The sequence below is a fragment of the Enterobacter sp. Acro-832 genome, from assembly GCF_011752745.1.
Taxonomy (GTDB): domain Bacteria; phylum Pseudomonadota; class Gammaproteobacteria; order Enterobacterales; family Enterobacteriaceae; genus Enterobacter; species Enterobacter quasiroggenkampii.
In genome coordinates this window covers 21,747-47,903 of the sequence record NZ_VWWX01000004.1, presented here as the reverse complement: position 1 = coordinate 47,903, position 26,157 = coordinate 21,747, and the positions used below count along the sequence as shown (strand labels likewise).

The 26,157-nt window shown below is 55.0% G+C and carries 23 protein-coding genes; 15 read left to right on the top strand and 8 right to left on the bottom strand.

The features are described from left to right. Positions 1-59 precede the first annotated feature (59 nt). The gene (gene hemL, locus F3J31_RS15075) at positions 60-1,340 is read right to left on the bottom strand and encodes a glutamate-1-semialdehyde 2,1-aminomutase (protein ID WP_048225686.1); all 1,281 of its coding nucleotides are present in this window, start codon (positions 1,338-1,340) and stop codon (positions 60-62) included. Between the two features lie 177 nt (positions 1,341-1,517). Here hemL and clcA point away from each other — a divergent pair, with 177 nt between their 5' ends. Together clcA and erpA are read left to right on the top strand one after the other, a co-directional pair. Then, a complete protein-coding gene (gene clcA, locus F3J31_RS15070; RefSeq protein WP_045907827.1) occupies positions 1,518-2,918 on the top strand; it encodes a H(+)/Cl(-) exchange transporter ClcA in 1,401 nt (466 codons plus the stop codon). 85 nt (positions 2,919-3,003) lie between these two features. Then, positions 3,004-3,348 carry an iron-sulfur cluster insertion protein ErpA gene (gene erpA / locus F3J31_RS15065; RefSeq protein WP_013095643.1) on the top strand — a complete coding sequence of 115 codons (345 nt, stop codon included), beginning with the start codon at positions 3,004-3,006 and terminating at the stop codon, positions 3,346-3,348. Between the two features lie 58 nt (positions 3,349-3,406). Here the strand turns inward: erpA and F3J31_RS15060 are convergent, their stop codons facing one another. From F3J31_RS15060 to mtnN, 3 genes are read right to left on the bottom strand one after another with little or no spacing between them, the layout of a single operon-like run. Next, a complete protein-coding gene (locus F3J31_RS15060; protein ID WP_045907828.1) occupies positions 3,407-4,030 on the bottom strand; it encodes a TRIC cation channel family protein in 624 nt (207 codons plus the stop codon). Positions 4,031-4,057: 27 nt separating this feature from the next. Then, positions 4,058-4,858, bottom strand: coding sequence for a vitamin B12 ABC transporter substrate-binding protein BtuF (btuF, locus tag F3J31_RS15055; RefSeq protein ID WP_167213944.1), 801 nt, complete (start codon positions 4,856-4,858; stop codon positions 4,058-4,060). Further along, complete coding sequence (gene mtnN, locus F3J31_RS15050) at positions 4,851-5,549, bottom strand: 5'-methylthioadenosine/S-adenosylhomocysteine nucleosidase (protein ID WP_008501920.1); 699 nt, start codon at positions 5,547-5,549, stop codon at positions 4,851-4,853. Before mtnN ends, btuF begins: the two co-directional genes overlap by 8 nt. Positions 5,550-5,631: 82 nt before the next feature. Between mtnN and dgt the strand changes: the two genes are divergently transcribed. From dgt to cdaR, 3 genes are all read left to right on the top strand, one after another. After that, positions 5,632-7,146 carry a dGTPase gene (gene dgt, locus F3J31_RS15045; protein WP_167213941.1) on the top strand — a complete coding sequence of 505 codons (1,515 nt, stop codon included), beginning with the start codon at positions 5,632-5,634 and terminating at the stop codon, positions 7,144-7,146. Between the two features lie 131 nt (positions 7,147-7,277). Next, positions 7,278-8,714: a serine endoprotease DegP gene (gene degP / locus F3J31_RS15040; RefSeq protein ID WP_025756813.1), complete on the top strand. Its 1,437-nt coding sequence runs from the start codon at positions 7,278-7,280 to the stop codon at positions 8,712-8,714. A gap of 146 nt (positions 8,715-8,860) precedes the next feature. Further along, positions 8,861-10,018, top strand: a complete 1,158-nt coding sequence (cdaR, locus tag F3J31_RS15035) for a DNA-binding transcriptional regulator CdaR (RefSeq protein WP_045907831.1) — start codon at positions 8,861-8,863, stop codon at positions 10,016-10,018. Between the two features lie 92 nt (positions 10,019-10,110). Here cdaR and F3J31_RS15030 read toward each other — a convergent pair whose 3' ends face one another. The 4 genes from F3J31_RS15030 to map form a co-directional block, all read right to left on the bottom strand. Beyond that, a complete protein-coding gene (locus F3J31_RS15030) occupies positions 10,111-10,497 on the bottom strand; it encodes a DUF3461 family protein (protein WP_014168696.1) in 387 nt (128 codons plus the stop codon). Positions 10,498-10,608: 111 nt separating this feature from the next. After that, complete coding sequence (dapD, locus tag F3J31_RS15025; RefSeq protein ID WP_008501915.1) at positions 10,609-11,433, bottom strand: 2,3,4,5-tetrahydropyridine-2,6-dicarboxylate N-succinyltransferase; 825 nt, start codon at positions 11,431-11,433, stop codon at positions 10,609-10,611. Between the two features lie 32 nt (positions 11,434-11,465). Then, complete coding sequence (glnD, locus tag F3J31_RS15020; RefSeq protein ID WP_053077067.1) at positions 11,466-14,141, bottom strand: bifunctional uridylyltransferase/uridylyl-removing protein GlnD; 2,676 nt, start codon at positions 14,139-14,141, stop codon at positions 11,466-11,468. A 63-nt stretch (positions 14,142-14,204) separates the two neighbouring features. After that, positions 14,205-14,999, bottom strand: coding sequence for a type I methionyl aminopeptidase (map, locus tag F3J31_RS15015; protein WP_045415354.1), 795 nt, complete (start codon positions 14,997-14,999; stop codon positions 14,205-14,207). 321 nt (positions 15,000-15,320) lie between these two features. Here map and rpsB point away from each other — a divergent pair, with 321 nt between their 5' ends. From rpsB to skp, 10 genes are all read left to right on the top strand, one after another. Then, on the top strand, positions 15,321-16,046 hold the full coding sequence (gene rpsB / locus F3J31_RS15010) for a 30S ribosomal protein S2 (protein ID WP_013095653.1): 726 nt from the start codon (positions 15,321-15,323) through the stop codon (positions 16,044-16,046). Between the two features lie 117 nt (positions 16,047-16,163). Beyond that, positions 16,164-17,015, top strand: coding sequence for a translation elongation factor Ts (gene tsf, locus F3J31_RS15005; RefSeq protein WP_014830708.1), 852 nt, complete (start codon positions 16,164-16,166; stop codon positions 17,013-17,015). A 150-nt stretch (positions 17,016-17,165) separates the two neighbouring features. Continuing rightward, complete coding sequence (gene pyrH, locus F3J31_RS15000) at positions 17,166-17,891, top strand: UMP kinase (protein ID WP_008501910.1); 726 nt, start codon at positions 17,166-17,168, stop codon at positions 17,889-17,891. 167 nt (positions 17,892-18,058) lie between these two features. Then, entirely contained in the window at positions 18,059-18,616 is a 558-nt protein-coding gene (gene frr / locus F3J31_RS14995; RefSeq protein ID WP_008501909.1) for a ribosome recycling factor, read from the top strand. A 93-nt stretch (positions 18,617-18,709) separates the two neighbouring features. Continuing rightward, positions 18,710-19,909 (top strand): 1-deoxy-D-xylulose-5-phosphate reductoisomerase, encoded by a 1,200-nt coding sequence (gene ispC, locus F3J31_RS14990; protein WP_167213938.1) that lies wholly within the window; start codon positions 18,710-18,712, stop codon positions 19,907-19,909. Positions 19,910-20,095: 186 nt separating this feature from the next. After that, the gene (ispU, locus tag F3J31_RS14985; RefSeq protein ID WP_045907835.1) at positions 20,096-20,854 is read left to right on the top strand and encodes a (2E,6E)-farnesyl-diphosphate-specific ditrans,polycis-undecaprenyl-diphosphate synthase; all 759 of its coding nucleotides are present in this window, start codon (positions 20,096-20,098) and stop codon (positions 20,852-20,854) included. Positions 20,855-20,866: 12 nt separating this feature from the next. Then, positions 20,867-21,724 carry a phosphatidate cytidylyltransferase gene (gene cdsA, locus F3J31_RS14980; protein WP_063620841.1) on the top strand — a complete coding sequence of 286 codons (858 nt, stop codon included), beginning with the start codon at positions 20,867-20,869 and terminating at the stop codon, positions 21,722-21,724. 11 nt (positions 21,725-21,735) lie between these two features. After that, positions 21,736-23,088: a sigma E protease regulator RseP gene (gene rseP, locus F3J31_RS14975; RefSeq protein ID WP_167213934.1), complete on the top strand. Its 1,353-nt coding sequence runs from the start codon at positions 21,736-21,738 to the stop codon at positions 23,086-23,088. A gap of 31 nt (positions 23,089-23,119) precedes the next feature. Further along, on the top strand, positions 23,120-25,537 hold the full coding sequence (gene bamA / locus F3J31_RS14970) for an outer membrane protein assembly factor BamA (protein ID WP_032644134.1): 2,418 nt from the start codon (positions 23,120-23,122) through the stop codon (positions 25,535-25,537). A 122-nt stretch (positions 25,538-25,659) separates the two neighbouring features. After that, positions 25,660-26,154, top strand: a complete 495-nt coding sequence (skp, locus tag F3J31_RS14965) for a molecular chaperone Skp (protein WP_045907838.1) — start codon at positions 25,660-25,662, stop codon at positions 26,152-26,154. Positions 26,155-26,157 lie beyond the last annotated feature (3 nt).

Sequence of the window (26,157 nt, the reverse complement as noted above, 5' to 3'; positions counted from 1 at the left end):
TACGGGGAGAGGGAGAACACCGTAGGCCGGGTAAGCGTTAGCGCCACCCGGCAATGCCCTTACAGTTTCGCAAACACCTTACGCGCCGCGTCAATGGTGTTATTGATATCTTCTTCACTGTGCGCCACGGACATAAAGCCCGCTTCGAACGCTGACGGTGCCAGGTATACGCCTTCTTCCAGCATCAGGTGGAAGAAGCGCTTGAAGCGTTCAACGTCGCACTTCACCACGTCCTGATAGCAGGTCACGGTTTTCGCCTCGGTGAAGAAGATCCCGAACATGCCGCCCACGTGGTTAACCACCAGCGGAATACCGGCTTCCTCTGCCGCTTCCAGCAGGCCGTTTGCCAGTTGCGTGGTCCGGTCGGTCAGGGTTTCGTGGATGCCTGGCTGAGCCACTTCGGTCAGGCAGGCAAAGCCCGCCGCCATCGCGATAGGGTTACCGGAGAGCGTGCCCGCCTGGTAAACCGGGCCGGTGGGTGCCAGCGCTTCCATGACGTCCTTACGCCCACCGAATGCGCCGACCGGCATGCCGCCGCCGATGATTTTACCCAGGCAGGTCAGGTCCGGCTCGACGCCGTAGTAAGACTGGGCGCCCGCCAGCGCCACGCGGAAGCCGGTCATCACTTCATCGATGATCAGCAGCGCACCGAACTCATCGCACAGGGCACGCAGGCCCGGCAGGAAATCAGGCTGCGGTGGAATGCAGTTCATGTTGCCCGCAACCGGCTCAACGATGATGCAGGCGATCTCCTGCGGATACTGCTCGAACGCCGCGCGAACGGTGTCCAGATCGTTGTAGGTGCAGGTCAGGGTATGCTTCGCGAAGTCAGCCGGTACGCCAGGTGAGTTTGGCTGGCCGAGCGTTAGCGCGCCGGAACCCGCTTTCACCAGCAGGCAGTCCGCATGACCGTGGTAGCAACCCTCAAACTTGATAATCTTGTCGCGACCGGTAAAGCCGCGCGCCAGGCGGATGGCGCTCATGGTCGCTTCGGTACCGGAGTTCACCATGCGCACCATGTCCATGGTCGGGACCAGCTCGGTGACCAGCTCCGCCATTTTCACTTCCATTTCGGTTGGCGCACCGAAGCTCAGGCCGCGCTGGGCGGCTTCAATCACGGCGTTACGAATGGCTGGGTGGTTGTGCCCCAGCACCATCGGGCCCCAGGAGCCGACATAATCGATATAGGCTTTGCCATCGACATCATACAGATACGCGCCGTCAGCACGTTCGATAAACAGCGGCGTGCCGCCCACGCCGGTAAAGGCGCGCACAGGTGAGTTCACGCCACCCGGAATAAGCTCGCGGGCTGCACTGTAGAGGTTTTCAGACTTGCTCATGGCGTCGTTCCTGGTTCGTATAAAATGATTAAGCCCACTATTCTAAGTGATTCGGGGAAGGTTATGAAATTTTTAGCCGGGTAATGCTTTAAGATTTGTTAAGTAATTTTCAGGAGACGGTGGGGCTGTCTCTGGTAAAATCCTCGCGGCTTTTTGTATGACGAATAAGTACAGGACATGAAATCAGATTCTCCGTCTTTTGAAGAACAACAGTTTACGCGCGCCCAGCATCGAATCAGTATTCGGCGGCTGCTCAATCGCGATAAAACGCCGCTGGCGATCCTGCTGGCCGCTGCCGTGGTGGGAACACTCGCCGGTCTGGTGGGCGTGGCATTTGAAAAAGCGGTTAATGCCGTGCTCAACTGGCGAGTGGGAACCGTGGCCGGTTTCGCCGACAGCCGATGGCTGGTCTGGGTTGCGGCGTTCGGGCTGTCGGCGCTGTTTGCCATGGTGGGGTATTTCCTGGTGCGTAAATTTGCGCCGGAGGCGGGTGGGTCCGGCATCCCGGAAATTGAAGGGGCGCTGGAGGAGCTGCGTCCGGTGCGCTGGTGGCGTGTCATTCCGGTGAAATTTATCGGCGGCATGGGTACGCTGGGCGCGGGGATGGTTCTTGGCCGGGAAGGGCCTACGGTTCAGTTGGGCGGGAACGTCGGCCGCATGGTGGGCGATCTGTTTCGGATGCGCAGCGCCGAAGCGCGCCATACGCTGCTGGCAACTGGTGCAGCGGCGGGGCTGTCGGCGGCCTTTAACGCGCCGCTGGCGGGCATTTTGTTTATCATCGAAGAGATGCGCGCGCAGTTTCGCTACAACTTGATCTCCATTAAAGCGGTGTTTACCGGCGTCATTATGTCGAGCATCGTGTTTCGCCTCTTTAATGGCGAAGGGGCGGTCATTGAGGTAGGTAAACTGACCAACGCGCCGGTGAACACCCTGTGGCTTTACCTGATCCTCGGCATGATTTTTGGCGTGGTGGGGCCGCTGTTTAATACCTTTATCTTACGCGCTCAGGATATGTTCCAGCGTATTCACGGTGGGAATACGACCAAATGGGTGCTGATGGGCGGCCTGCTGGGCGGAATCTGCGGCGTGCTCGGGTTTATCGAGCCGAATGCCGCAGGCGGCGGGTTCGGGCTGATCCCCATTGCGGCGGCGGGGAACTTTAGCGTGGGTCTGCTGCTGTTTATGTTTATCTCCCGCGTCATCACGACGGTGCTCTGTTTTTCCTCCGGCGCGCCCGGCGGGATATTCGCCCCGATGCTGGCGCTGGGAACCTTGCTGGGCACCGCGTTTGGTATGGCGGCGGAAGCGGGCTTTCCCGCCTATCACCTTGACGCCGGGACCTTTGCGGTGGCCGGAATGGGGGCGCTGCTTGCCGCCTCCCTGCGCGCGCCATTGACCGGGATCGTCCTGGTGCTGGAGATGACGGATAATTACCAGCTCATTTTGCCAATGATCATTACCTGTCTCGGCGCGACACTATTAGCCCAGTTCCTGGGTGGAAAACCGCTATACTCCACCATTCTTGCGCGTACTCTGGCAAAACAAGAGGCGGAGCGGGCCGCAACGCAGAATACTTGAATGAATTACCAGGGTATTAGATAATGACACAAAGAATTGGGTGAATTTTACCCAATAGCAGTAGCAGTATTCATGGGAGCATAAGATGAGTGATGATGTAGCGTTGCCGCTGGAGTTTACCGAAGCAGCAGCCAACAAAGTGAAAACCCTGATTGCCGACGAAGACAATCCGGATCTGAAACTGCGTGTCTATATTACCGGCGGCGGCTGCAGCGGCTTCCAGTACGGTTTTACCTTTGACGATCAGGTTAACGATGGCGATATGACCATCGAGAAACAGGGCGTTGCGCTGGTGGTTGACCCGATGAGCCTGCAATATCTGGTGGGCGGTTCGGTGGATTACACCGAGGGTCTGGAAGGTTCGCGCTTTGTGGTCACCAACCCGAACGCAACAAGCACCTGCGGGTGTGGTTCTTCGTTCAGCATTTAAGCCTGAATGCGGATTGTAGGCCCGGTAAGCGAAGCGCCACCGGGCTTATAAACGACGCCTATCTTGAATTTTCATCCAGCGCAAACGTCGGCAGCTTCAGGTGCCAGCGTATCGCCGCTAAACGTATCACCAGCGTCACGACCATCCCCAGCATCGCGGCGTTTTCCAGCGGAAGTGCAAACGTGTAGTACGCTGTCGCGTGGACAATGCCGCCCGCAATACAGGCCGTTGCGTAAATTTCAGTACGCAGGATCATCGGTACCTCACGCGCCAGAATGTCGCGAATGATCCCGCCGCCTACGCCGGTTAATACGCCCATGCAGATCGCCACCATCGGACCGGTGCCCGCATTAAACGCCTTATTGACGCCAATACCGACAAACACGGCCAGACCGACGGCATCCAGTACCGGCAATATCCATTTTGGTAATCGGCGGGGCTGGCGAACCAGCACAATGGTTAACAGGCAGGTGACCATCGCGACCACCAGATCGGTCGGATCTTTCACCCAAAACACCGGGCCATTCGCCAGCGCCATATCGCGGATTGTCCCGCCGCCCACGGCGGTTACTACGCCCAGCACCAGCACGCCAAACGGATCCATGCGTAGTTTTCCGGCGAGCAGGACGCCGGAGATAGCAAAAACGGCTGTGCCAAGAATATCCAGCCAATAAACGAGCATCGTTAAATCCTCGAAAAGGGTCTTATGTTAGTGACTCTCTGCCAGCGCGGCACAGAGCTGTTTTGCGGCGAGGATAATACGCGGGCTGGCGCGTTCAAACCAGTCGCTGTTGAGGGGTATTACCGGTATTTTTAGCTGCTTTTGCCAGAATTGCTCAATTTTGGGAATTTCGCTCGCATTTCCGACCACGACGATGGCCTGTGGCTGGCGCGCCAGAACCTGCTCACGGCTTACCTGAGGCCACGGCACCCGGCTGGCTGCAAAGATGTTTTCACCGCCACAAACTTCCAGCACCTGGTTTTGAATCGACCCTTTTCCGGTGGTGAACAGCGGCTGGCTGCCAAACTGCAGGAAGATGCGCTTTTTAACAGGGGTATCGTATCGGGATTTCAGCGCGGCATAGTCGCTCAGCATCTGTTTCGCCTCAGCCTCGGCTTTTTGGGGCGTAGGGCTATAGGGTGCCAGGGCGCGTAGCGCCTGTGCGACCTGTTCAATGCTGACGGCATCAATCCACATGACCTTTATGCCAAGGGAAGTGAGCTGGTTGACCTGCCGCTCGGCGTTGCCGCCACGCCAGGCCAGCACGAGATCCGGTTTCAGCGCCACGATGCGCTCAAGGTTCATCCCTTGCCAGGTAGCCACTTGCTCAATCCCCGCGGCCTGCGGCGGATAATCGGAAAAGCTGCTCACGCCGACGGGCGTAATGCCGGCGGCAAACGCCAGCTCCGTATTGGCGGGAGAGAGCGTAATCACGCGCGGTACAGCATAGAGCCACAGCGGGGCGAGCAGAAGCAGGGCGGCAAGCGCCCTGAGGGTATGTTTAGCCACGTGCCAGATTCTGCACCAGGCGTTCCACCATCACGGTGGACTGTTTTGCCGCAACGGTCAGGAACTCGTCGAAGCTGATGTGGGACTGCTGGTCAGCCACGTCAGAGATGGCGCGAACCACCACGAACGGTACGTTGAAGTTATGGCAAACGTGCGCAATCGCAGTCGCTTCCATCTCAACGGCCACCGCCTGAGGGAAGTTATGACGGATTTTCGCCAGACCCACGGAACCATTGATGAACGCGTCACCGCTGACAATCAGACCGCGTACCGCGTTGAGGTTGAGCTCCGCAATGCAGGTCTCTGCCGCCGCAATCAGTTTGTCGTCCGCTTTAAACCCTGCCGGGCAGCCCGGAAGCTGGCCGTACTCGTAACCGAACGCGGTGACGTCAGCATCGTGGTAACGCGCTTCGTCGGAAACAACGATGTCCCCCACCTTCAGCGTCGGCGCCAGGCCGCCCGCAGAGCCGGTATTCACGATCACGTCCGGCTTGCAGCGCTCAAGCAGCAGGGTGGCACCCAGCGCCGCAGCGACTTTACCGATGCCTGATTTCAGCAGAGCCACGTCAACACCGTTTAGCTGACCGGTATAGATCTCACAACCCCCCAGAGAGAGGGTCTGACGGTTCTCAATTTTGTCACGCAGGAGCGTAACTTCTTCTTCCATTGCACCAATAATGCCGATTTTCATAGATTTACTCGCGATGTGCCTTGTTAAGATGCATAGTCTATCATGCGGTTAAGGGGAAACGCATTCTCACGCGGGGGAGCACATGTCACCAATCGATTTTCGCACCAAAATTAACTGGCACCGACGTTTCCGTTCGCCGCAGGGCGACAAGAGCGAACATGAGATCCTGCGTATCTTCGAAAGCGATCGCGGGCGGATCATTAACTCGCCCGCCATCCGCCGTCTGCAGCAAAAAACCCAGGTCTTTCCGCTGGAGCGTAACGCCGCGGTGCGTACGCGCTTAACCCACTCTATGGAGGTGCAGCAGGTCGGGCGCTATATAGCTAAAGAGATTTTGAGCCGTCTCAAAGAGCAGCGCTTACTGGAAACCTATGGTCTGGACGAGCTGACGGGGCCTTTCGAGAGTATCGTTGAGATGGCCTGCCTGATGCATGACATCGGCAACCCGCCTTTCGGTCATTTTGGTGAGGCGGCAATCAATGACTGGTTTAAACAACGGCTCTACCCTTCGGATGCGGTAAGTCAGCCGCTGAGCGACGACCGCTGCATCGTACGCGATTTACGCCTGCGAGAAGGCGAAGAGGGGCTGAACGATTTGCGCCGCAAGGTGCGCCAGGATCTCTGTCATTTTGAGGGCAACGCGCAGGGGATCCGGCTGGTCCACTCCCTGATGCGTATGAACCTGACCTGGGCACAGGTCGGCTGCATTCTGAAATATACGCGCCCCGCGTGGTGGATGGGGGAGACGCCCGCGTCCCACAGTTATTTAATGAAAAAACCGGGCTATTATCTTTCCGAAGAGGCCTATATTGAACGGCTACGTAAAGAACTTTCATTGACGCCAAACGGCCGCTTTCCATTGACCTGGATTATGGAAGCCGCCGATGATATTTCCTATTGCGTGGCCGATCTGGAAGACGCGGTTGAGAAAAGAATCTTCAGCGTCGAGGAGCTTTATCAGCATCTTTATACGGCCTGGGGCACCCATGAAAAAGGCTCGCTGTTTGCGCAGGTTGTCGAAAATGCCTGGGATAAATCGCGCTCAAATACATTAAGCCGCAGTACGGAAGATCAGTTCTTTATGTATTTACGGGTCAATACATTAAATAAGCTGGTGCCGTACGCGGCGTCGCGCTTTATTGATAATTTGCCGCTGATTTTCAGCGGGGAATTCAACCATGCGCTACTGGAAGATGACAGCAGTTTCAGCCAGCTCCTCGAGCTTTATAAACATGTGGCGATGCGGCATGTCTTCAGCCATCCGGATGTCGAACAGTTAGAGCTGCAGGGCTACCGGGTGATCAGCGGGTTACTGGAAATTTATGCCCCGCTGCTCCAGCTGTCCGTCGACGAATTCAGCGAGCTGGTGGAACACGAGCGCGTGCGCCGCATCCCCATCGAATCCCGACTTTATCAGAAACTCTCTACCCGACACCGTCTGGCGTATGTCGAAGCGATTGGCAAGCTGGATCGTCATTCTCACCAGTGGCCGGTGATGGAATATTATTATCGCTGCCGTCTTATCCAGGACTATATCAGCGGCATGACGGATTTGTATGCCTGGGATGAATATCGCAAGCTGATGGCGGTGGAATAACGCCGGAGTTTTGTAAAGACGGCCAATAAATTTTTACCTTTTCCATAAACTTATCGCCGGAACTAAGCGGTATAAAACGAATCTGAGTTACACAGCAATTTTGCGTTACCTGTAAATCGAGATTGAGAAACATGAAAAAAACCACATTAGCAATGAGTGCACTGGCTCTGAGTTTAGGTTTAGCGCTGTCTCCTCTGACTGCTACTGCAGCCGAGACCGCGTCGTCGGCAGCAACCGCGCAGCAGATGCCAAGCCTGGCACCGATGCTCGAAAAAGTGATGCCATCGGTGGTGAGTATTAACGTTGAGGGTAGCACGACCGTCAATACGCCGCGCATGCCGCGTAACTTCCAGCAGTTCTTCGGCGACAACTCGCCGTTCTGCCAGGACGGTTCGCCATTCCAGAGCTCTCCGTTCTGTCAGGGCGGTGGCGCAGGGGATGACAGCCAGGGCGGCGGCCAGCAGCAGAAATTCATGGCGCTTGGCTCGGGGGTAATCATTGATGCAGCGAAAGGCTACGTCGTCACTAACAACCACGTTGTCGATAACGCGAACAGCATTAAGGTTCAGCTGAGCGATGGCCGTAAGTTTGACGCCAAAGTGGTCGGCAAAGACCCGCGTTCTGACATTGCGCTGATCCAGATTCAGGATCCGAAAAACCTGACGGCGATTAAAATTGCCGACTCCGACGCGCTGCGCGTGGGCGACTATACCGTGGCGATCGGTAACCCGTTCGGTCTGGGTGAAACCGTGACCTCGGGTATCGTCTCTGCGCTGGGCCGTAGCGGCCTCAATGCCGAGAACTATGAGAACTTCATCCAGACGGATGCGGCGATCAACCGCGGTAACTCCGGCGGTGCGCTGGTCAACCTGAACGGCGAGCTGATCGGTATCAACACCGCGATCCTTGCCCCGGACGGCGGCAACATCGGTATCGGCTTTGCTATCCCAAGTAACATGGTGAAAAACCTGACCGCGCAGATGGTGCAGTATGGCCAGGTGAAACGCGGTGAGCTGGGTATCCTGGGTACGGAACTGAACTCCGAACTGGCGAAGGCGATGAAGGTTGATGCCCAGCGCGGGGCATTCGTCAGCCAGGTGATGCCGAACTCCTCTGCCGCTAAAGCGGGCATTAAAGCGGGGGATGTGATCACCTCCCTGAACGGTAAACCGATCAGCAGCTTTGCCGCCCTGCGTGCGGAAGTCGGCTCTATGCCTATCGGCAGCAAAGTGACCCTTGGTCTGCTGCGCGACGGTAAAGCGGTTAACGTGAGCCTGGAGCTGCAGCAGAGCAGCCAGAATCAGGTGGACTCCAGCACCATCTTCAGCGGGATTGAAGGTGCCGAGATGAGCAACAAAGGCGCAGACAAAGGCGTGGTGGTGAACAACGTGAAGGCGAATTCACCGGCAGCCCGTATCGGCCTCAAGAAAGGCGATGTGATCATGGGCGCTAACCAGCAGCCGGTGAAAAATATCGCTGAACTGCGTAAAATTCTCGACAGCAAGCCTTCCGTGCTGGCGCTGAATATCCAGCGTGGTGATACCTCTATTTACCTGCTGATGCAGTAATCCTCTGAAGCCCCTGTTCGCAGGGGCTTTCTCGTTTCTGTGACCCTTCCCACAAGTCCATACTTCTTCCTCTCTCTTTGTGCATTCGCACAATGCAGCCGTCGCTGAACATCCCTATGCTTGAGCTCTGCTCACAGGAGGGTTCTATGGCTGGCTGGCATCTTGATACCAAAATGGCGCAGGATATCGTGGCGCGCACCATGCGCATCATTGATACCAATATCAACGTAATGGATGCCCGCGGGCGCATTATTGGCAGCGGCGATCGCGAGCGTATTGGGGAATTGCACGAAGGCGCGCTGCTGGTGCTCTCTCAGGGGCGCGTGGTCGATATCGACGATGCGGTAGCGAAACACCTGCACGGCGTCCGTCAGGGCATCAATTTACCGCTGCGCCTTGAAGGCGAGATTGTGGGGGTCATCGGTCTCACCGGCGAGCCCGAGTCACTGCGAAAATACGGTGAGCTGGTCTGCATGACGGCGGAGATGATGCTCGAGCAGTCGCGCCTGATGCATCTGCTCGCTCAGGACAGCCGCCTGCGTGAGGAGCTGGTGATGAATCTTATTCAGGCGGAAGAGCATACGCCTGCGCTCAGTGAATGGGCGCAGCGTCTGGGGATCGACCTGAACCAGCCGCGCGTGGTAGCGGTGATTGAAGTCGATAGTGGTCAGCTGGGCGTAGACAGCGCGATGGCCGAACTGCAGCAGCTGCAAAATGCGCTGGCGACGCCGGAGCGCGATAACCTGGTGGCGATCGTTTCTCTGACGGAAATGGTGGTGCTCAAACCAGCGCTTAATGCGTTCGGCCGCTGGGATGCGGACGATCATCGTCGTCGCGTGGAGCTGCTGATCGCCCGAATGAAGGAGAATGGCCAGCTGCGTTTTCGCGTTGCGTTGGGCAACTACTTTACCGGGCCGGGCAGTATCGCCCGCTCCTGGCGTACCGCACGCACCACCATGATGGTGGGCAAGCAGCGAATGCCGGAGAGCCGCAGTTATTTTTATCAGGACCTGATGCTGCCGGTGCTGCTCGACAGCCTGCGCGGTGGCTGGCAGGCCAATGAGCTGGCGCGGCCATTGGCGCGCCTGAAAGCCATGGACAATAACGGCCTGCTGCGCCGGACCCTGCAGGCGTGGTTCCGTCATAACGTGCAGCCGCTGGCGACGTCAAAAGCGCTGTTTATCCACCGCAATACCCTGGAGTATCGGTTAAACCGAATTTCAGAGCTGACGGGGCTGGATCTGGGGAATTTCGACGACAGGCTGCTGCTGTATGTGGCGCTGCAGCTGGACGAGCAGAGATGACTGAGTGCGGTCTGGTGCCCTCACCCCATCCCTCTCCCACGGGGAGAGGGCGCAAACACTAAAAACGGCAATCAAGGATTGCCGTTTTGCTTTTATTTCCGGGTTAACTTCTCAAGATCCGCTTCAATCTCGCTGATCTTATTGGTAACAACGCTTTCAAGGTGACGCAGGTCGTCAAGGATCTTACGCTTGAGATCGACTTCGGTGCGGTCGCGCTGGCAGATCTGATCGAGTTCATCGATCACATAGCGTAGGTTAGGGCTGATTTCCTGTACTTCTTTGTATCCCTGTCCTACACCGTCAGCAACAACGGTCTTACGCTGGCGTGGGTATTTAAACTTCACGCTTTTGGCGAAAAACTCTCCTTTGTCCTTGTGAAAATAGATTTTCAAAATATCGTTGTTGGCTTCCTGGCGGAGGCTGTAACGATCAATTTCATCAGGATTGGTAATGCCCAGACTTTTCAGATTATCGTACATAGCGGTACCCTTGATCTCAACATAACCTTTGAATAATTAACGAAAAAATCTATTTTCGCCACCCTCAGATATAAAAAAAGCGGGGTTGCCCCCGCTTTTTGTTATACCCGATTAATCGATGGTGCGCAGCAATTCGTTGATGCCCACTTTACCGCGCGTTTTCGCATCCACTTTCTTCACGATAACCGCACAGTACAGGCTGTATTTGCCATCTTTTGACGGCAAGTTGCCGGACACCACGACGGAGCCCGCCGGAACGCGACCGTAATGCACTTCGCCGGTTTCACGATCGTAAATACGGGTGCTCTGGCCGATGTAAACGCCCATGGAGATCACGGAGCCTTCTTCCACGATCACGCCTTCAACCACTTCAGAGCGCGCGCCGATGAAGCAGTTATCTTCGATGATGGTCGGGTTAGCCTGCAGTGGCTCCAGAACACCACCGATGCCCACGCCGCCGGACAGGTGAACGTTTTTACCGATCTGCGCACAGGAACCGACAGTTGCCCAGGTGTCGACCATGGTACCTTCGTCAACGTAGGCACCGATGTTCACGTAGGATGGCATCAGCACGGTATTACGTGCGATGAAGGCGCCCTGGCGCACTGCCGCAGGCGGTACCACGCGGAAACCTTCTTTCTGGAAACGCGCTTCGTCGTAGTCAGCGAACTTCATTGGCACTTTATCGAAGTAGCGGCTTTCTGCTCCGTCGATAACCTGGTTATCGTTGATGCGGAAAGAGAGCAGCACGGCTTTCTTCAGCCATTGATGAGTGACCCACTGACCGTCGATTTTTTCTGCCACGCGCAGCGCGCCGGAATCCAGCAGGGAAATCACCTGGTTTACCGCTTCACGGGTCACGGTATCCACATTTGCCGGGGTAATCTCGGCGCGACGCTCAAAAGCGGACTCAATAACGTTCTGTAACTGCTGCATTGTTTACTCTTTCCATTTCACTAAAAAACATATCACCCTTTATCGTTTGGATTGAGGGCTGCTGTCAACCGTTGTTGCACTTCAAGCTGCAGGTCATTATTAAGGGCACGTCGGTCGGCGGTGGCGATTATAAATAAATCTTCTACTCGCTCGCCAATGGTTGTAATTCGGGCCCCATGAAGCGAAATTCCCAGATCGGCAAAAACCTGGCCGACGCGGGCGAGCAGCCCCGGCTGGTCGAGCGCGATCAGCTCAAGGAACGATTTACGATCGGTGTGGGTTGGCAGGAAATTGACCTCGGTATCCACGGTGAAGTGGCGCAATTTCGCCGGCTGGCGACGCGGCTGCGGGGGTTGCCAGCTGCGCTGGGTGATCGCCTGCTCCAGACCAAAACGTATCCCTTCATGCCTGTCTGACGACAGCGGGCTGCCGTCCGGCTCCAGCACGATAAAGGTGTCCATTGCCATGCCGTCGCGGGTGGTGAAAATCTGCGCGTCGTGCACGCTCAGGTTACGCCTGTCCAGCTCGGCGCAGACCGCAGCAAACAGATAAGGGCGGTCCGGGCTCCAGATGAAAATCTCCGTCCCGCCGCGGGTGGCCTGCGGGCTCAGCAGGATCATCGGCTGCGACAGATCGTGCTTGAGCAGATGCCGCGCGTGCCACGCAAGCTGGTTTGGGCTATGGCGGACAAAATAGTTGGCGCGGCAGCGGGCCCAAATCTGATGTAACGCCTCTTCATCAATGTTATCCATCCGCAGCAGCGCCAGCGCCTGCAGCTGGTGGTGACGCACGCGCTCGCGCATGTCCGGCGTGTTCTGCATCCCGCGACGCAGCTGTTTTTCGGTGGCGAAGTACAGCTCGCGCAGCAGGCTCTGCTTCCAGCTGTTCCACAGGGTTTCGTTGGTGGCGCAGATATCGGCCACCGTCAGGCAGACCAGATAGCGCAGGCGGTTTTCCGTCTGGACCTCTTCGGCGAACTGTTTTATGACTTCCGGGTCCTGAATGTCACGGCGCTGGGCGGTGACCGACATCAGCAGGTGATGGCGCACCAGCCAGGCCACCAGCTGCGTTTCACGTGAGTTCAGGCCATGCAGCTCGGCAAATTTCAGCACGTCCTGCGCGCCGAGCACCGAGTGGTCGCCGCCGCGACCTTTGGCGATGTCGTGGAACAGGGCGGCAATCAGGATCAGCTCCGGATGGGTCAGGCGCGGCCACAGCTCGACGCACAGCGGGTGGCGGGAGCGCGTCTCTTCTTTCGCAAAGCTTTCAAGCTTGAGCATCACGCGGATCGTGTGTTCATCCACCGTGTAGGCGTGGAACAGATCGAACTGCATCTGCCCGACGATGTGCGACCACTGCGGCATATAGGCCCACAGCACGCTGTGACGGTGCATCGGCAGCAGGCCTCGGCTGACGGCACCCGGATGGCGGAGCATGCTCAGGAACAGCGAACGGGCTTCCGGGATATAGCACAGCGGCTCCGTCAAATGGCGGCGCGCGTGGCGCAGATGGCGCAGGGTGGTGGAGTAGATCCCGGTGATGGTGCTGTTGCGCACCATGGTATAGAACATCCGCAGAATCGCTTCCGGCTCGCGAATAAACAGCGTTTCGTCGCGGAGATCGATAAGCGTGCCGCGCAGCTGGAATTCGTCATCAATCGGGCGCGGCTTTTCGTCGGCCGTCAGGGCCAGAATGGCCTCGTCGAACAGCTGCAACAGCATCTGGTTCAGCTCGGTCACCCGGCGGGTGACGCGGAAGAAATCCTTCATCATGTGCTCAACCGGCTCGTTACCCTCGCCCTGGTAATTCAGGCGCTGCGCCACGCTGAGCTGGCGGTCAAACAGCAGACGGTTATCGTAGCGCGTAACTTCCAGATGCAGGGCAAAGCGGATGCGCCAGAGCAGGTGCAGACACTCGTTGAGCTCGTTACGCTCCGCCTCGGTTAAAAAGCCGAAGCCAACCATCTCGTCCAGCGAGGTGGCGCCAAAATGGCGTCGGGCGACCCACTGTAGCGTGTGGATGTCGCGCAGGCCGCCGGGGCTGCTTTTAATATCGGGCTCAAGGTTATAGCTGGTGCCGTGGTAGCGCTGGTGGCGCTGGTTTTGCTCCTCGACTTTCGCGGCGAAGAACTTTTCTGACGGCCAGAAGCCGTCGCTGAAGATGTGTTTTTGCAGCTCCAGGAACAGCGCGACGTCGCCAATCAGCAGGCGGGTTTCAATCAGGTTGGTGGCGACGGTCAGGTCCGACAGCCCCTCCAGCAGACACTCTTCCAGGGTACGCACGCTGTGGCCGACTTCCAGTTTTACGTCCCAGAGCAGGGTCAGCAGCTCGCCGATTTTTTGCGCCTGTTCGTCCGGCAGCTTTTTGCGGCTTAAGATCAGGAGATCGATATCGGAAAGCGGATGCAGCTCACCGCGGCCATAGCCTCCGACGGCAACCAGTGCAACATCGCTGATTTGTCCAAACCCATAATCGATCCACAGACGCTGCAGCAGTTGGTCGATAAATTCGGTGCGCGCCTCAATCAGCTGTTCTGCCGATATGCCCGCATCAAATGCGCTGCCCAGCCAGCGGTGAAAGACATCCATGTGCGCCTTGATGCCGGCACAGGTCAGCTCGTGCTGCGGCCAGACGCCTGGGTTATCGGGCTGGTCGGGGAGGGTGGGAAGAGCTGTGTTAGCATACTGTTCGGGTAAAAGATTACTCATCGTGCGCCACCCATAAGAAAAAGCTATAGCCATTAAAAAAGCCGGCATTTGCCGGCTTTTTTATCATTCGTCGTGCGTCAGTATCGCCGGGATGGTGTCATCCTTGCGCAACGTCATAATTTCGCAGCCGTTGTCTGTTACCACAATAGTATGCTCGTACTGCGCAGACAAGCTTCTGTCTTTGGTTTTCACCGTCCAGCCGTCTTTCATGGTCCGGATGCGGTAATCACCCGCGTTGACCATTGGCTCAATGGTAAAGGTCATGCCTTTTTGCAGCACCACGCCGCCGTCATCGGCATCATAGTGCAGAACCTGCGGCTCTTCGTGGAAGACGCGACCAATGCCGTGACCGCAGTACTCGCGTACCACGGAGAACCCTTCTGCTTCGACAAATTTCTGGATTGCCGCGCCGATGGTGCGCAGGCGAATACCCGGTTTCACCATTTTCAGCGCCAGGTAGAGGCTGTCCTGGGTAACTTTGCACAGACGCTCGCCAAGAATGGTCGGCTTGCCAACGATGAACATTTTTGAGGTGTCACCGTGGTACTCGTCTTTAATGACGGTCACGTCGATGTTAACGATGTCGCCGTCTTTCAGCAGTTTTTCATCGTCCGGAATACCGTGACACACCACTTCATTAATAGAGATGCAGACGGATTTCGGGAAACCGTGGTAGCCGAGGCAGGCGGAAACCGCGTGCTGCTCGTTCACGATATAGTCGTTACAGATGCGGTCCAGTTCACCGGTGCTGACGCCCGGCTTCACGAACGGCTCGATCATTTCCAGCACTTCCGCGGCCAGACGACCGGCGATGCGCATCTTTTCAATTTCTTCAGGTGTCTTAATAGAGATAGCCATGTAATCTGTCCATCGGTGTCGATTTTTTCGACAATACTAGTCTAAGTGTCGTCAATGGTATCAGTCAGGCACGCTTCGTGCCAAATTGAGAATCATTAACAGCACACTCCGCCAACAACTGTTGGTTTCTGGTCGTGTTTTGTGGTATAAAGCGCGCCGGACTTCCGATCCATCTCAGATACACAGGCTGGACGGGAGCGACAAATCTCACTTTGTGTAACAACACACACGTATCGGCACATATTCCGGGGTGCCCTTCGGGGTCGGTAATATGGGATACGTGGAGGCATAACCCCAACTTTCAATATAGAGGTTTTAAACATGGCAACTGTTTCCATGCGCGACATGCTCAAGGCTGGTGTTCACTTTGGTCACCAGACCCGTTACTGGAACCCGAAAATGAAGCCTTTCATCTTCGGCGCACGTAACAAAGTTCACATCATCAACCTTGAGAAAACGGTACCAATGTTCAACGAAGCCCTGGCTGAGCTGAACAAGATCGCTTCCCGTAAAGGTAAGATTCTGTTCGTTGGTACTAAGCGCGCTGCAAGCGAAGCTGTGAAAGATGCTGCTAACAGCTGCGACCAGTTCTTCGTGAACCATCGCTGGTTGGGCGGCATGCTGACCAACTGGAAAACTGTTCGTCAGTCCATCAAGCGCCTGAAAGATCTGGAAACCCAGTCTCAGGACGGTACTTTCGACAAGCTGACTAAGAAAGAAGCGCTGATGCGCACTCGTGAACTGGACAAGCTGGAAAACAGCCTGGGCGGTATCAAAGATATGGGCGGCCTGCCAGACGCGCTGTTCGTAATCGATGCAGACCACGAGCACATCGCAATCAAAGAAGCTAACAACCTGGGTATCCCGGTATTCGCTATCGTTGATACCAACTCCGATCCGGACGGTGTTGACTTCGTTATCCCGGGTAACGACGACGCAATCCGTGCTGTTAGCCTGTACCTGAGCGCTGTAGCTGCTACCGTTCGTGAAGGCCGTTCCCAGGATCTGGCTTCTCAGGCGGAAGAAAGCTTCGTAGAAGCTGAATAATAAGGTTTTACCCCTTATTAGTACCGTGTATGAATAGGGGCCCATTACCGGCCCCTTTTTTCAATTTACACTGTTTGGCCCCCGGCCGGGCAGTTCACATCTCCCGAGGATTTAAGAATGGCTGAAATTACCGCATCCCTGGTAAAAGAGCTGCGCGAGCGTACTGGCGCAGGCATGATGGATTGCAAAAAAGCGCTGACTGAAGCGAACGGCGACATCGAGCTGGCAATCGAAAACATGCGTAAATCCGGTGCGATCAAAGCAGCTAAAAAAGCAGGCAACGTTGCTGCTGACGGCGTGATCATCACTAAAATCGACGGCACCTACGGCATCATTCTGGAAGTTAACTGCCAGACTGACTTCGTTGCTAAAGATGGTGGTTTCCAGGCATTTGCTAACAAAGTTCTGGACGCAGCGGTTGCTGGCAAAATCACTGACGTTGAAGTTCTGAAAGCACAGTTCGAAGAAGAACGTGTTGCGCTGGTTGCTAAAATCGGTGAGAACATCAACATCCGTCGCGTTGCTTCTCTGGAAGGCGACGTTCTGGGCTCTTACCAGCACGGTGCACGTATCGGTGTTCTGGTTGCGGCTAAAGGCGCTGACGAAGAGCTGGTTAAACAGCTGGCAATGCACATCGCTGCAAGCAAGCCAGAATTCGTTAAGCCAGAAGACGTGTCTGCTGAAGTGGTAGAGAAAGAGTACCAGGTTCAGCTGGACATCGCGATGCAGTCTGGTAAACCAAAAGAAATCGCAGAGAAAATGGTTGAAGGCCGCATGAAGAAATTCACCGGCGAAGTTTCTCTGACTGGCCAGCCATTCGTTATGGATCCAAGCAAGTCTGTTGCTCAGCTGCTGAAAGAGCACAACGCTGACGTAACTGGCTTCATCCGCTTCGAAGTGGGCGAAGGCATCGAGAAAGTTGAGACTGACTTCGCAGCAGAAGTTGCTGCAATGTCCAAGCAGTCTTAATGATTGAAAAGGAGCCGCCTGAGGGCGGCTTCTTTTTGTCACCCGTCACAGGAAATCAGACAGGCTCCAGTATCGCTGTACTGATTTGCGGCATATCATGTCGCCAGAATTAACCCCCATCTTAATCGTTGACAGTCTCAGGAAAGAAACATGGCTACCAATGCAAAACCCGTGTACAAACGCATTCTGCTTAAGCTGAGTGGCGAAGCGCTGCAGGGATCGGAAGGCTTCGGTATTGACGCAAGCATCCTTGATCGCATGGCACAGGAAATCAAAGAACTGGTCGAACTGGGCATCCAGGTTGGCGTGGTCATTGGCGGTGGCAACCTTTTCCGTGGTGCTGGTTTGGCGAAAGCGGGGATGAACCGCGTTGTGGGCGACCACATGGGTATGCTGGCAACCGTGATGAATGGCCTGGCGATGCGTGATGCGCTCCATCGCGCCTATGTGAACGCCCGCCTGATGTCCGCGATCCCCCTGAATGGCGTATGCGATAATTACAGCTGGGCAGAAGCTATCAGCCTGCTGCGCAACAACCGCGTGGTGATCCTCTCCGCCGGTACGGGTAACCCGTTCTTTACGACCGATTCCGCTGCCTGCCTGCGCGGTATCGAGATCGAAGCTGATGTGGTACTGAAAGCGACCAAAGTCGATGGCGTGTTTACTGCCGACCCGGCAAAAGATCCGTCTGCAACCATGTACGATCAGCTGAGCTACAGCGAAGTGCTGGATAAAGAGCTGAAAGTGATGGATCTTGCCGCCTTCACGCTGGCTCGTGACCACAAACTGCCGATCCGTGTCTTCAACATGAACAAACCTGGCGCACTGCGTCGCGTGGTCATGGGCGAAAAAGAAGGCACTTTGATCACGGAATAATTTCCGTTGACGATAAATACAGGTAAGATTCCGCTTTATTTTGTAGTGGTATCTTACCCGGGCGCGCCTTTGGCGTTGTCATGAATTAAACGCGACTATACTTAGCACACCTGTAGCGCTGTGCTGGCGGATAGTCTGCCTGAGACAAGTTTTCAAGGATTCGTAACGTGATTAACGACATCAGAAAAGATGCTGAAGTACGCATGGAAAAATGCGTAGAAGCGTTCAAAACCCAAATCAGCAAAATCCGTACTGGCCGTGCTTCCCCAAGCCTGCTGGATGGCATCATCGTCGAGTACTACGGTACGCCAACCCCTCTGCGTCAGCTGGCGAGCGTGACGGTAGAAGATACCCGTACGCTGAAAATCAACGTATTCGATCGTTCTATGGGCCCGGCGGTTGAGAAAGCGATCATGGCGTCTGACCTCGGTCTGAACCCAAGCTCTGCGGGTGCTGACATCCGCGTTCCACTGCCACCGCTGACCGAAGAGCGTCGTAAAGACCTGATCAAAGTGGTGCGTGGCGAAGCTGAGCAGGGTCGTGTCTCCGTGCGTAACGTTCGCCGCGACGCGAACGATAAAGTCAAAGCGCTGCTGAAAGAAAAAGAGATCAGTGAAGATGACGATCGTCGTTCCCAGGACGACATTCAGAAAATGACTGACGCTGCCATCAAGAAAATTGATGCGGCGCTGGCAGATAAAGAAGCGGAACTGATGCAGTTCTGATTTCTGTCGTACACTGATAAACGCCGTTCAGAGAGACTTAGGGTCTTGCTGGCGGCGTTTTGCTTTTATCTGGTCTAACTTTTCGGGCATCTCATGAAGCATTTAACACTCCTCGGCTCAACCGGCTCTATCGGTTGCAGTACTCTCGACGTCGTTCGCCATAATCCTGAACTTTACACCGTGACAGCGCTGGTGGCCGGTAAGAATGTGCAGCGAATGGTTGAGCAGTGCCTGGAGTTTGCGCCCCGCTATGCGGTGATGGATGACGAAGAGAGCGCTCGCCTGCTGAAAGCACAGCTGCTTGAGAAGGGCAGCCGAACCGAGGTGCTGAGTGGTCAACAGGCGGCTTGCGAGATGGCGGCGCTGGATGAGGTGGATCAGGTGATGGCGGCCATCGTCGGGGCGGCAGGATTATTGCCGACGCTTGCCGCGATTGATGCCGGTAAGGACGTTCTGCTGGCCAATAAAGAGTCGCTGGTGACATGCGGACGCTTGTTTATGGAGGCGGTGAAGCAGCACGGGGCGCGTCTTTTGCCCGTCGACAGCGAGCACAACGCGATTTTTCAGAGTTTACCGCAACCTTTTCAACAGAACCTGGGGTACGCTGACCTGGAGCAGAATGGCGTCGTGTCTATTCTGCTTACCGGGTCTGGTGGCCCGTTCCGTGAAACGCCACTGTCTGAACTGCGTGCCATGACGCCGGATCAGGCGTGCCGTCATCCGAACTGGTCGATGGGGCGTAAAATCTCCGTTGACTCTGCCACCATGATGAACAAAGGTCTGGAATACATTGAAGCGCGCTGGCTGTTCAATGCGTCAGCGAAACAGATGGAAGTACTGATTCACCCACAATCGGTGATTCATTCGATGGTGCGTTATCAGGATGGCAGCGTGCTGGCGCAGTTGGGCGAACCAGATATGCGTACGCCAATTGCCCATTCCATGGCGTGGCCGAATCGAGTGAAGTCCGGCGTGAAGCCGCTTGATTTCTGCAAGCTAAGTTCCCTGACGTTCAGTGAGCCAGACTACGACCGTTACCCTTGTCTGAAGCTTGCGATGACGGCCTTTGACCAGGGGCAGGCGGCGACAACGGCACTGAATGCAGCCAATGAAATTACCGTTGAAGCATTTCTGAATCAGCAAATTCGTTTTACCGATATCGCGGCGTTGAATTTAGCGGTACTGGAGATGATGGATTTGCGCGAACCACAGAGCGTGGAAGAGGTGCTGGCGGTGGATGCAGCTGCGCGTAATATTGCGCGCCAACAGGTGACACGTCTCGCAAGCTGGTGATAAAGCAACCACTAGTCGTCGTGCTATTTGTTAGCGTTGGGCTTCAGTGATATAGTCTGCGCCACCTGATCGCAGGTATTTGACTTTACGTGGTCAGGTGAGCCGTGGTTTGACACGGCTTTTTTATGTATCGGCTTCAGTATTCCTGAGTACCGTTAAATCCTTTTCAGGGACAAAAAACGCGTTATGTTGTCTGCGAATCAACCAATAAGCGAAAACTTGCCAGCGCATGGCTGCCGTCATGTAGCAATCATTATGGATGGCAATGGCCGCTGGGCGAAAAGACAAGGGAAAATACGAGCCTTTGGGCATAAAGCTGGGGCGAAATCTGTTCGCCGCGCCGTTTCTTTTGCCGCCAATAACGGCATTGATGCGTTAACGCTCTATGCTTTTAGCAGTGAAAACTGGAATCGACCACTGCAGGAAGTGACTGCGTTGATGGAATTGTTTGTGTGGGCGCTAGACAGCGAAGTAAAAAGCCTGCACCGCCACAACGTCCGCCTGCGTATCATTGGCGATACCAGTCGTTTTAACTCACGTTTGCAGGAACGGATTCGCAAAGCAGAAGCGCTGACGGAAAATAATACCGGACTGACGCTGAATATTGCGGCGAATTACGGCGGACGCTGGGATATTATCCAGGGCGTTCGGCGTCTGGCCGAACAGGTTCAGGAAGGGCTGTTGAGACCCGACCAAATTGATGAAGAGGCGCTGAGCAAGCAAATCTGCATGAATGAACAGGCACCCGTGGATTTGGTAATTAGGACAGGGGGGGAACATCGCATAAGTAACTTTTTGATATGGCAAATTGCCTATGCTGAACTTTACTTTACGGATGTTCTTTGGCCCGATTTTGATGAACAAGACTTTGAAGGTGCGCTGCATGCCTTTGCCAATCGAGAGCGTCGTTTCGGCGGCACCGAGCCTGGTGGCGATAACGCCTGATGGGGGTAGCTTTTGCTGAAGTATCGCCTGATTTCCGCTTTTGTATTAATACCCATTGTCATTGCGGCGCTGTTTTTACTGCCCCCGGTGGGATTCGCTATTGTTACGCTGGTGGTGTGCATGCTCGCCGCGTGGGAATGGGGACAGTTTAGCGGCTTTACCTCGCGCACGCAGCGAGTATGGCTTGCGGTACTGTGTGGCTTTATCCTGGCCATAATGCTGTTTATGTTGCCTGAATATCATCATGATATTCATCAGCCCCTGGTGGCCGGTTCCTTGTGGATATCGTTGGCCTGGTGGGTGGCCGCGCTGTTGCTGGTGCTGTTTTATCCCGGCTCCGCGGCGTTATGGCGTCATTCAAAAGTGCTGCGACTGATTTTTGGTTTGCTCACCATTATTCCTTTTTTCTGGGGTATGGTTGCGCTGCGCGCCTGGCACTACGACGAAAACCACTACAGCGGTGCGATCTGGCTGCTTTATGTGATGATTCTCGTCTGGGGGGCTGACTCCGGGGCCTATATGTTTGGTAAACTGTTTGGCAAACATAAGCTGGCGCCGAAGGTTTCTCCGGGCAAAACCTGGCAAGGATTCATCGGCGGTTTGTTTACGGCCGCGATCATCTCCTGGGGCTACGGCGTCTGGGCGAATCTTGAAGTGGCACCGTCAATACTGCTGGTGTGCTCGATTTTTGCTGCGCTTGCCTCCGTGCTCGGTGATTTAACCGAAAGTATGTTCAAGCGTGAAGCAGGGATTAAGGACAGTGGACACCTGATTCCAGGGCATGGCGGTATACTGGATCGCATTGATAGCCTGACAGCGGCTGTTCCCGTGTTTGCGTGTTTGCTTTTACTGGTATTCGGGACGATTTAACGGAAGGTTTTATGCTGAGCATTCTCTGGAATCTGGCGGCGTTCATAGTTGCACTGGGTGTACTGATTACCGTGCATGAATTTGGCCATTTCTGGGTTGCTCGCCGCTGTGGTGTGCGCGTAGAGCGCTTTTCCATCGGTTTTGGCAAATCACTCTGGACGCGCACCGATCGCCACGGCACAGAATTTGTCATCGCCCTTATCCCGCTGGGCGGCTACGTCAAAATGCTCGACGAACGCGTCGAGCCTGTCGCGCCTGAGCTGCGACACAGCGCATTCAACAATAAAACCGTTGGACAACGCGCCGCCATCATCGCTGCCGGACCGGTAGCCAACTTCATCTTTGCGATTTTAGCTTACTGGCTGGTGTTTATCATCGGCGTCCCTGGCGTACGTCCGGTGGTCGGTGAAATTGCCCCCAACTCCATCGCGGCGAGTGCGCAAATTACATCCGGGATGGAACTTAAAGCGATTGATGGTATCGAAACCCCTGATTGGGATGCCGTGCGACTGCAGCTGGTTGCTAAAATTGGCGATCCGCAGACCACCATCAGCGTATCGCCGTTTGGGTCAGACGCCCGTCAGGACAAAGTGCTCGATTTACGCCACTGGCGTTTCGAGCCGGACAAAGAGGATCCCGTCGCTGCGCTGGGCATTCGTCCACGCGGCGCACAGATCGAGCCGGTATTAGCCGAAGTCCAGGCCAACTCGGCGGCGAGCAAAGCGGGTTTGCAAGCAGGCGACAGGATCGTTAAAGTCGATGGTCAACCATTAACAGAGTGGATGACCTTTGTTACTCTGGTGCGCGATAATCCGGGTACGTCTCTCGCGCTGGAAGTTGAAAGGCAGGGCAGTCCGCTTTCGCTGACGCTGATCCCGGATACGAAGTCGGTCGGCAAGAAGGCAGAAGGGTTTGCAGGCGTTGTGCCAAAAGTGATCCCGCTGCCAGATGAGTACAAGACAATACGCCAGTATGGGCCGTTCAGCGCCATCCTTGAAGCCACGGATAAAACATGGCAACTGATGAAGCTGACGGTCAACATGTTGGGGAAATTGATAACCGGTGATGTGAAACTGAACAACCTCAGTGGGCCAATTTCGATTGCTCAGGGGGCTGGGATGTCAGCGGAATTCGGGGTGATTTACTATCTCATGTTCCTCGCGCTCATTAGCGTGAACCTTGGGATAATCAACCTGTTCCCGCTTCCCGTTTTAGACGGGGGTCATCTGCTGTTTTTAGCGATTGAAAAGCTAAAAGGCGGACCGGTATCCGAGCGAGTTCAAGACTTTAGTTATCGCATTGGCTCGATTTTGCTGGTGCTGTTAATGGGGCTTGCACTTTTCAATGATTTCTCTCGGTTGTAAGAGAGTTAGTTAGGAAGAACGCATAATAACGATGGCGATGAAAAAGTTGCTCATAGCGTCGCTGCTGTTTAGCAGCGCCACCGTATACGGTGCTGACGGGTTCGTAGTGAAAGACATTCATTTCGAAGGCCTTCAGCGTGTCGCCGTTGGTGCGGCCCTCCTCAGTATGCCTGTGCGCCCCGGCGATACGGTTAATGATGATGATATCAGTAACACCATCCGTGCTCTGTTTGCCACCGGCAACTTCGAGGATGTCCGCGTCCTGCGCGATGGTGATACGCTGCTGGTACAGGTAAAAGAACGTCCAACGATCGCCAGTATCACTTTCTCCGGCAACAAGTCGGTGAAAGATGACATGCTCAAGCAAAACCTTGAAGCATCCGGTGTTCGTGTGGGGGAGTCTCTGGACCGCACAACCCTTTCAGACATTGAAAAAGGTCTGGAAGACTTCTACTACAGCGTCGGTAAATACAGCGCCAGCGTGAAAGCGGTTGTTACTCCGCTGCCACGTAACCGTGTTGATCTGAAGCTGGTCTTCCAGGAAGGTGTTTCTGCGAAGATCCAGCAGATCAACATTGTCGGCAACCACGCGTTCAGCACCGACGAACTGATCTCCACCTTCCAGCTGCGCGATGAAGTGCCATGGTGGAACGTGGTAGGCGATCGTAAATACCAGAAACAGAAACTGGCGGGCGACCTTGAAACCCTGCGCAGCTACTATCTGGATCGTGGTTACGCGCGTTTCAATATCGACTCGACTCAGGTGAGTCTGACGCCGGACAAGAAAGGCATCTACATTACGATCAACATCACGGAAGGCGATCAGTACAAGCTTTCGGGTGTTGAGGTGAGTGGTAACCTGGCGGGGCATTCTGCTGAAATCGAATCGCTGACCAAAATTCAGCCAGGCGATCTCTATAGCGGTTCCAAGGTCACCAAAATGGAAGACAGCATTAAGAAGCTGCTCGGCCGTTATGGTTATGCCTATCCGCGCGTACAGACTCAGCCGGAAATCAATGACGCGGATAAAACCGTTAAGCTGCACGTGAATGTTGACGCGGGTAACCGTTTCTACGTGCGTAAGATCCGCTTCGTCGGTAACGACACCTCCAAAGACTCCGTTCTGCGTCGCGAAATGCGTCAGATGGAAGGCGCATGGTTAGGTAGCGATCTCGTTGATCAGGGTAAAGAGCGTCTGAACCGTCTGGGCTATTTTGAAACGGTGGACACCGACACCCAGCGCGTACCGGGCAGCCCGGATCAGGTTGATGTCGTTTATAAAGTGAAAGAGCGTAACACCGGTAGCTTCAACTTCGGTGTGGGCTACGGTACCGAAAGCGGCGTCAGCTTCCAGGTCGGCGTGCAGCAGGATAACTGGCTGGGTACGGGTTACTCTGTCGGAATTAACGGTACCAAAAACGACTACCAGACCTACTCTGAGTTCTCTGTAACGAACCCATACTTCACCGTTGACGGTGTGAGCCTGGGCGGTCGTATCTTCTATAACGACTTTAAAGCAGACGATGCGGATCTGTCCTCGTACACCAACAAGAGTTACGGTGTGGACGGTACGCTTGGCTTCCCGATTAACGAATACAACACCCTGCGTGCGGGCTTAGGTTACGTGCATAACGACCTGTCCAATATGCAACCGCAGGTGGCGATGTGGCGTTATCTGGACTCGATTGGTCAGTCAACCAGCAAAGATGGCCATGATAATGGCTTCGCGGCGGATGACTTCACCTTCAACTACGGCTGGACCTATAACCGTCTCGACCGTGGCTACTTCCCAACGGAAGGTTCTCGCGTCAACCTGAACGGTAAAGTCACCGTCCCGGGCTCCGATAACGAGTTCTATAAGGTGACGCTGGATACTGCGTCCTACTTCCCGATCGACGACGATCATAAGTGGGTGGTTCTGGGTCGTACCCGCTGGGGCTATGGTGATGGTTTAGGCGGCAAAGAACTGCCGTTCTATGAAAACTTCTATGCCGGTGGTTCCAGTACCGTTCGTGGCTTCCAGTCCAACAACATTGGTCCGAAAGCAGTCTATTACGGCGGTAACGATAAGGATAACTGTAATAAATCCTCGTCTTCTGAGGTTTGTAGCTCCAATGACGCGGTGGGCGGTAACGCCATGGCCGTTGCGAGCCTGGAGTTCATTACCCCAACGCCGTTTATCAGCGATAAATACGCGAACTCCGTCCGTACGTCCTTCTTCTGGGATGCCGGTACGGTGTGGGATACTAACTGGCAGAATACGGCCCAGATGCGCGCAGAAGGCATTCCTGACTACAGCGATCCGAGCAATATTCGCATGTCTGCCGGTATCGCATTACAATGGATGTCACCGCTGGGGCCGTTGGTCTTCTCTTACGCCCAGCCGTTTAAGAAATATGATGGAGATAAGTCGGAGCAATTCCAGTTTAACATTGGTAAAACCTGGTAATAATCCGCAGCAAAGGAATGCGTTGGCAGTGTAGCGCTGACAACTGGCGATCGGTAACACGGTCGCCTTGCCACGCAAAGAACGGTACCTTCTGGTGCCAATGGGATGGTAAGGAGTTAATTGTGAAAAAGTGGTTATTAGCTGCAGGTCTCGGTTTAGCGATGGCAACTTCTGCTCAGGCAGCAGACAAAATTGCAATCGTCAACATGGGTAATTTGTTCCAGCAGGTTGCACAGAAAACAGGTGTTTCTGCGACTCTGGAAAACGAATTCAAAGGCCGTGCAAGCGAACTGCAGGGTATGGAAAACGATCTTCAGTCCAAAATGCAGCGTCTGCAGCGTGATGGTTCTACCATGAAAGCAAGCGACCGCAGCAAGCTGGAAAAAGACGTAATGGCTCAGCGCCAGACGTTCTCCCAGAAAGCGCAGGCTTTCGAGCAGGATCGTCAGCGTCGTTCTAACGAAGAACGCGGCAAGCTGGTGACTCGCATTCAGACCGCTGTTAAAGCAGTGGCTGCCGATCAGAGCATCGATCTGGTTGTTGATGCGAACGCCGTTGCTTTCAACAGCAAAGATGTTAAAGACATCACTGCTGATGTTCTGAAACAGGTTAAATAAGTA

Coding starts and splice junctions, on each gene's coding strand:
- hemL (WP_048225686.1), bottom strand. CDS start 1,340: ATGAGCAAGTCTGAAAACCTCTACAGTGCAGCCCGCGAGCTTATTCCG.
- clcA (WP_045907827.1), top strand. CDS start 1,518: ATGAAATCAGATTCTCCGTCTTTTGAAGAACAACAGTTTACGCGCGCC.
- erpA (WP_013095643.1), top strand. CDS start 3,004: ATGAGTGATGATGTAGCGTTGCCGCTGGAGTTTACCGAAGCAGCAGCC.
- F3J31_RS15060 (WP_045907828.1), bottom strand. CDS start 4,030: ATGCTCGTTTATTGGCTGGATATTCTTGGCACAGCCGTTTTTGCTATC.
- mtnN (WP_008501920.1), bottom strand. CDS start 5,549: ATGAAAATCGGCATTATTGGTGCAATGGAAGAAGAAGTTACGCTCCTG.
- dgt (WP_167213941.1), top strand. CDS start 5,632: ATGTCACCAATCGATTTTCGCACCAAAATTAACTGGCACCGACGTTTC.
- degP (WP_025756813.1), top strand. CDS start 7,278: ATGAAAAAAACCACATTAGCAATGAGTGCACTGGCTCTGAGTTTAGGT.
- cdaR (WP_045907831.1), top strand. CDS start 8,861: ATGGCTGGCTGGCATCTTGATACCAAAATGGCGCAGGATATCGTGGCG.
- F3J31_RS15030 (WP_014168696.1), bottom strand. CDS start 10,497: ATGTACGATAATCTGAAAAGTCTGGGCATTACCAATCCTGATGAAATT.
- dapD (WP_008501915.1), bottom strand. CDS start 11,433: ATGCAGCAGTTACAGAACGTTATTGAGTCCGCTTTTGAGCGTCGCGCC.
- glnD (WP_053077067.1), bottom strand. CDS start 14,141: ATGAGTAATCTTTTACCCGAACAGTATGCTAACACAGCTCTTCCCACC.
- map (WP_045415354.1), bottom strand. CDS start 14,999: ATGGCTATCTCTATTAAGACACCTGAAGAAATTGAAAAGATGCGCATC.
- rpsB (WP_013095653.1), top strand. CDS start 15,321: ATGGCAACTGTTTCCATGCGCGACATGCTCAAGGCTGGTGTTCACTTT.
- tsf (WP_014830708.1), top strand. CDS start 16,164: ATGGCTGAAATTACCGCATCCCTGGTAAAAGAGCTGCGCGAGCGTACT.
- pyrH (WP_008501910.1), top strand. CDS start 17,166: ATGGCTACCAATGCAAAACCCGTGTACAAACGCATTCTGCTTAAGCTG.
- ispC (WP_167213938.1), top strand. CDS start 18,710: ATGAAGCATTTAACACTCCTCGGCTCAACCGGCTCTATCGGTTGCAGT.
- ispU (WP_045907835.1), top strand. CDS start 20,096: ATGTTGTCTGCGAATCAACCAATAAGCGAAAACTTGCCAGCGCATGGC.
- rseP (WP_167213934.1), top strand. CDS start 21,736: ATGCTGAGCATTCTCTGGAATCTGGCGGCGTTCATAGTTGCACTGGGT.
- bamA (WP_032644134.1), top strand. CDS start 23,120: ATGGCGATGAAAAAGTTGCTCATAGCGTCGCTGCTGTTTAGCAGCGCC.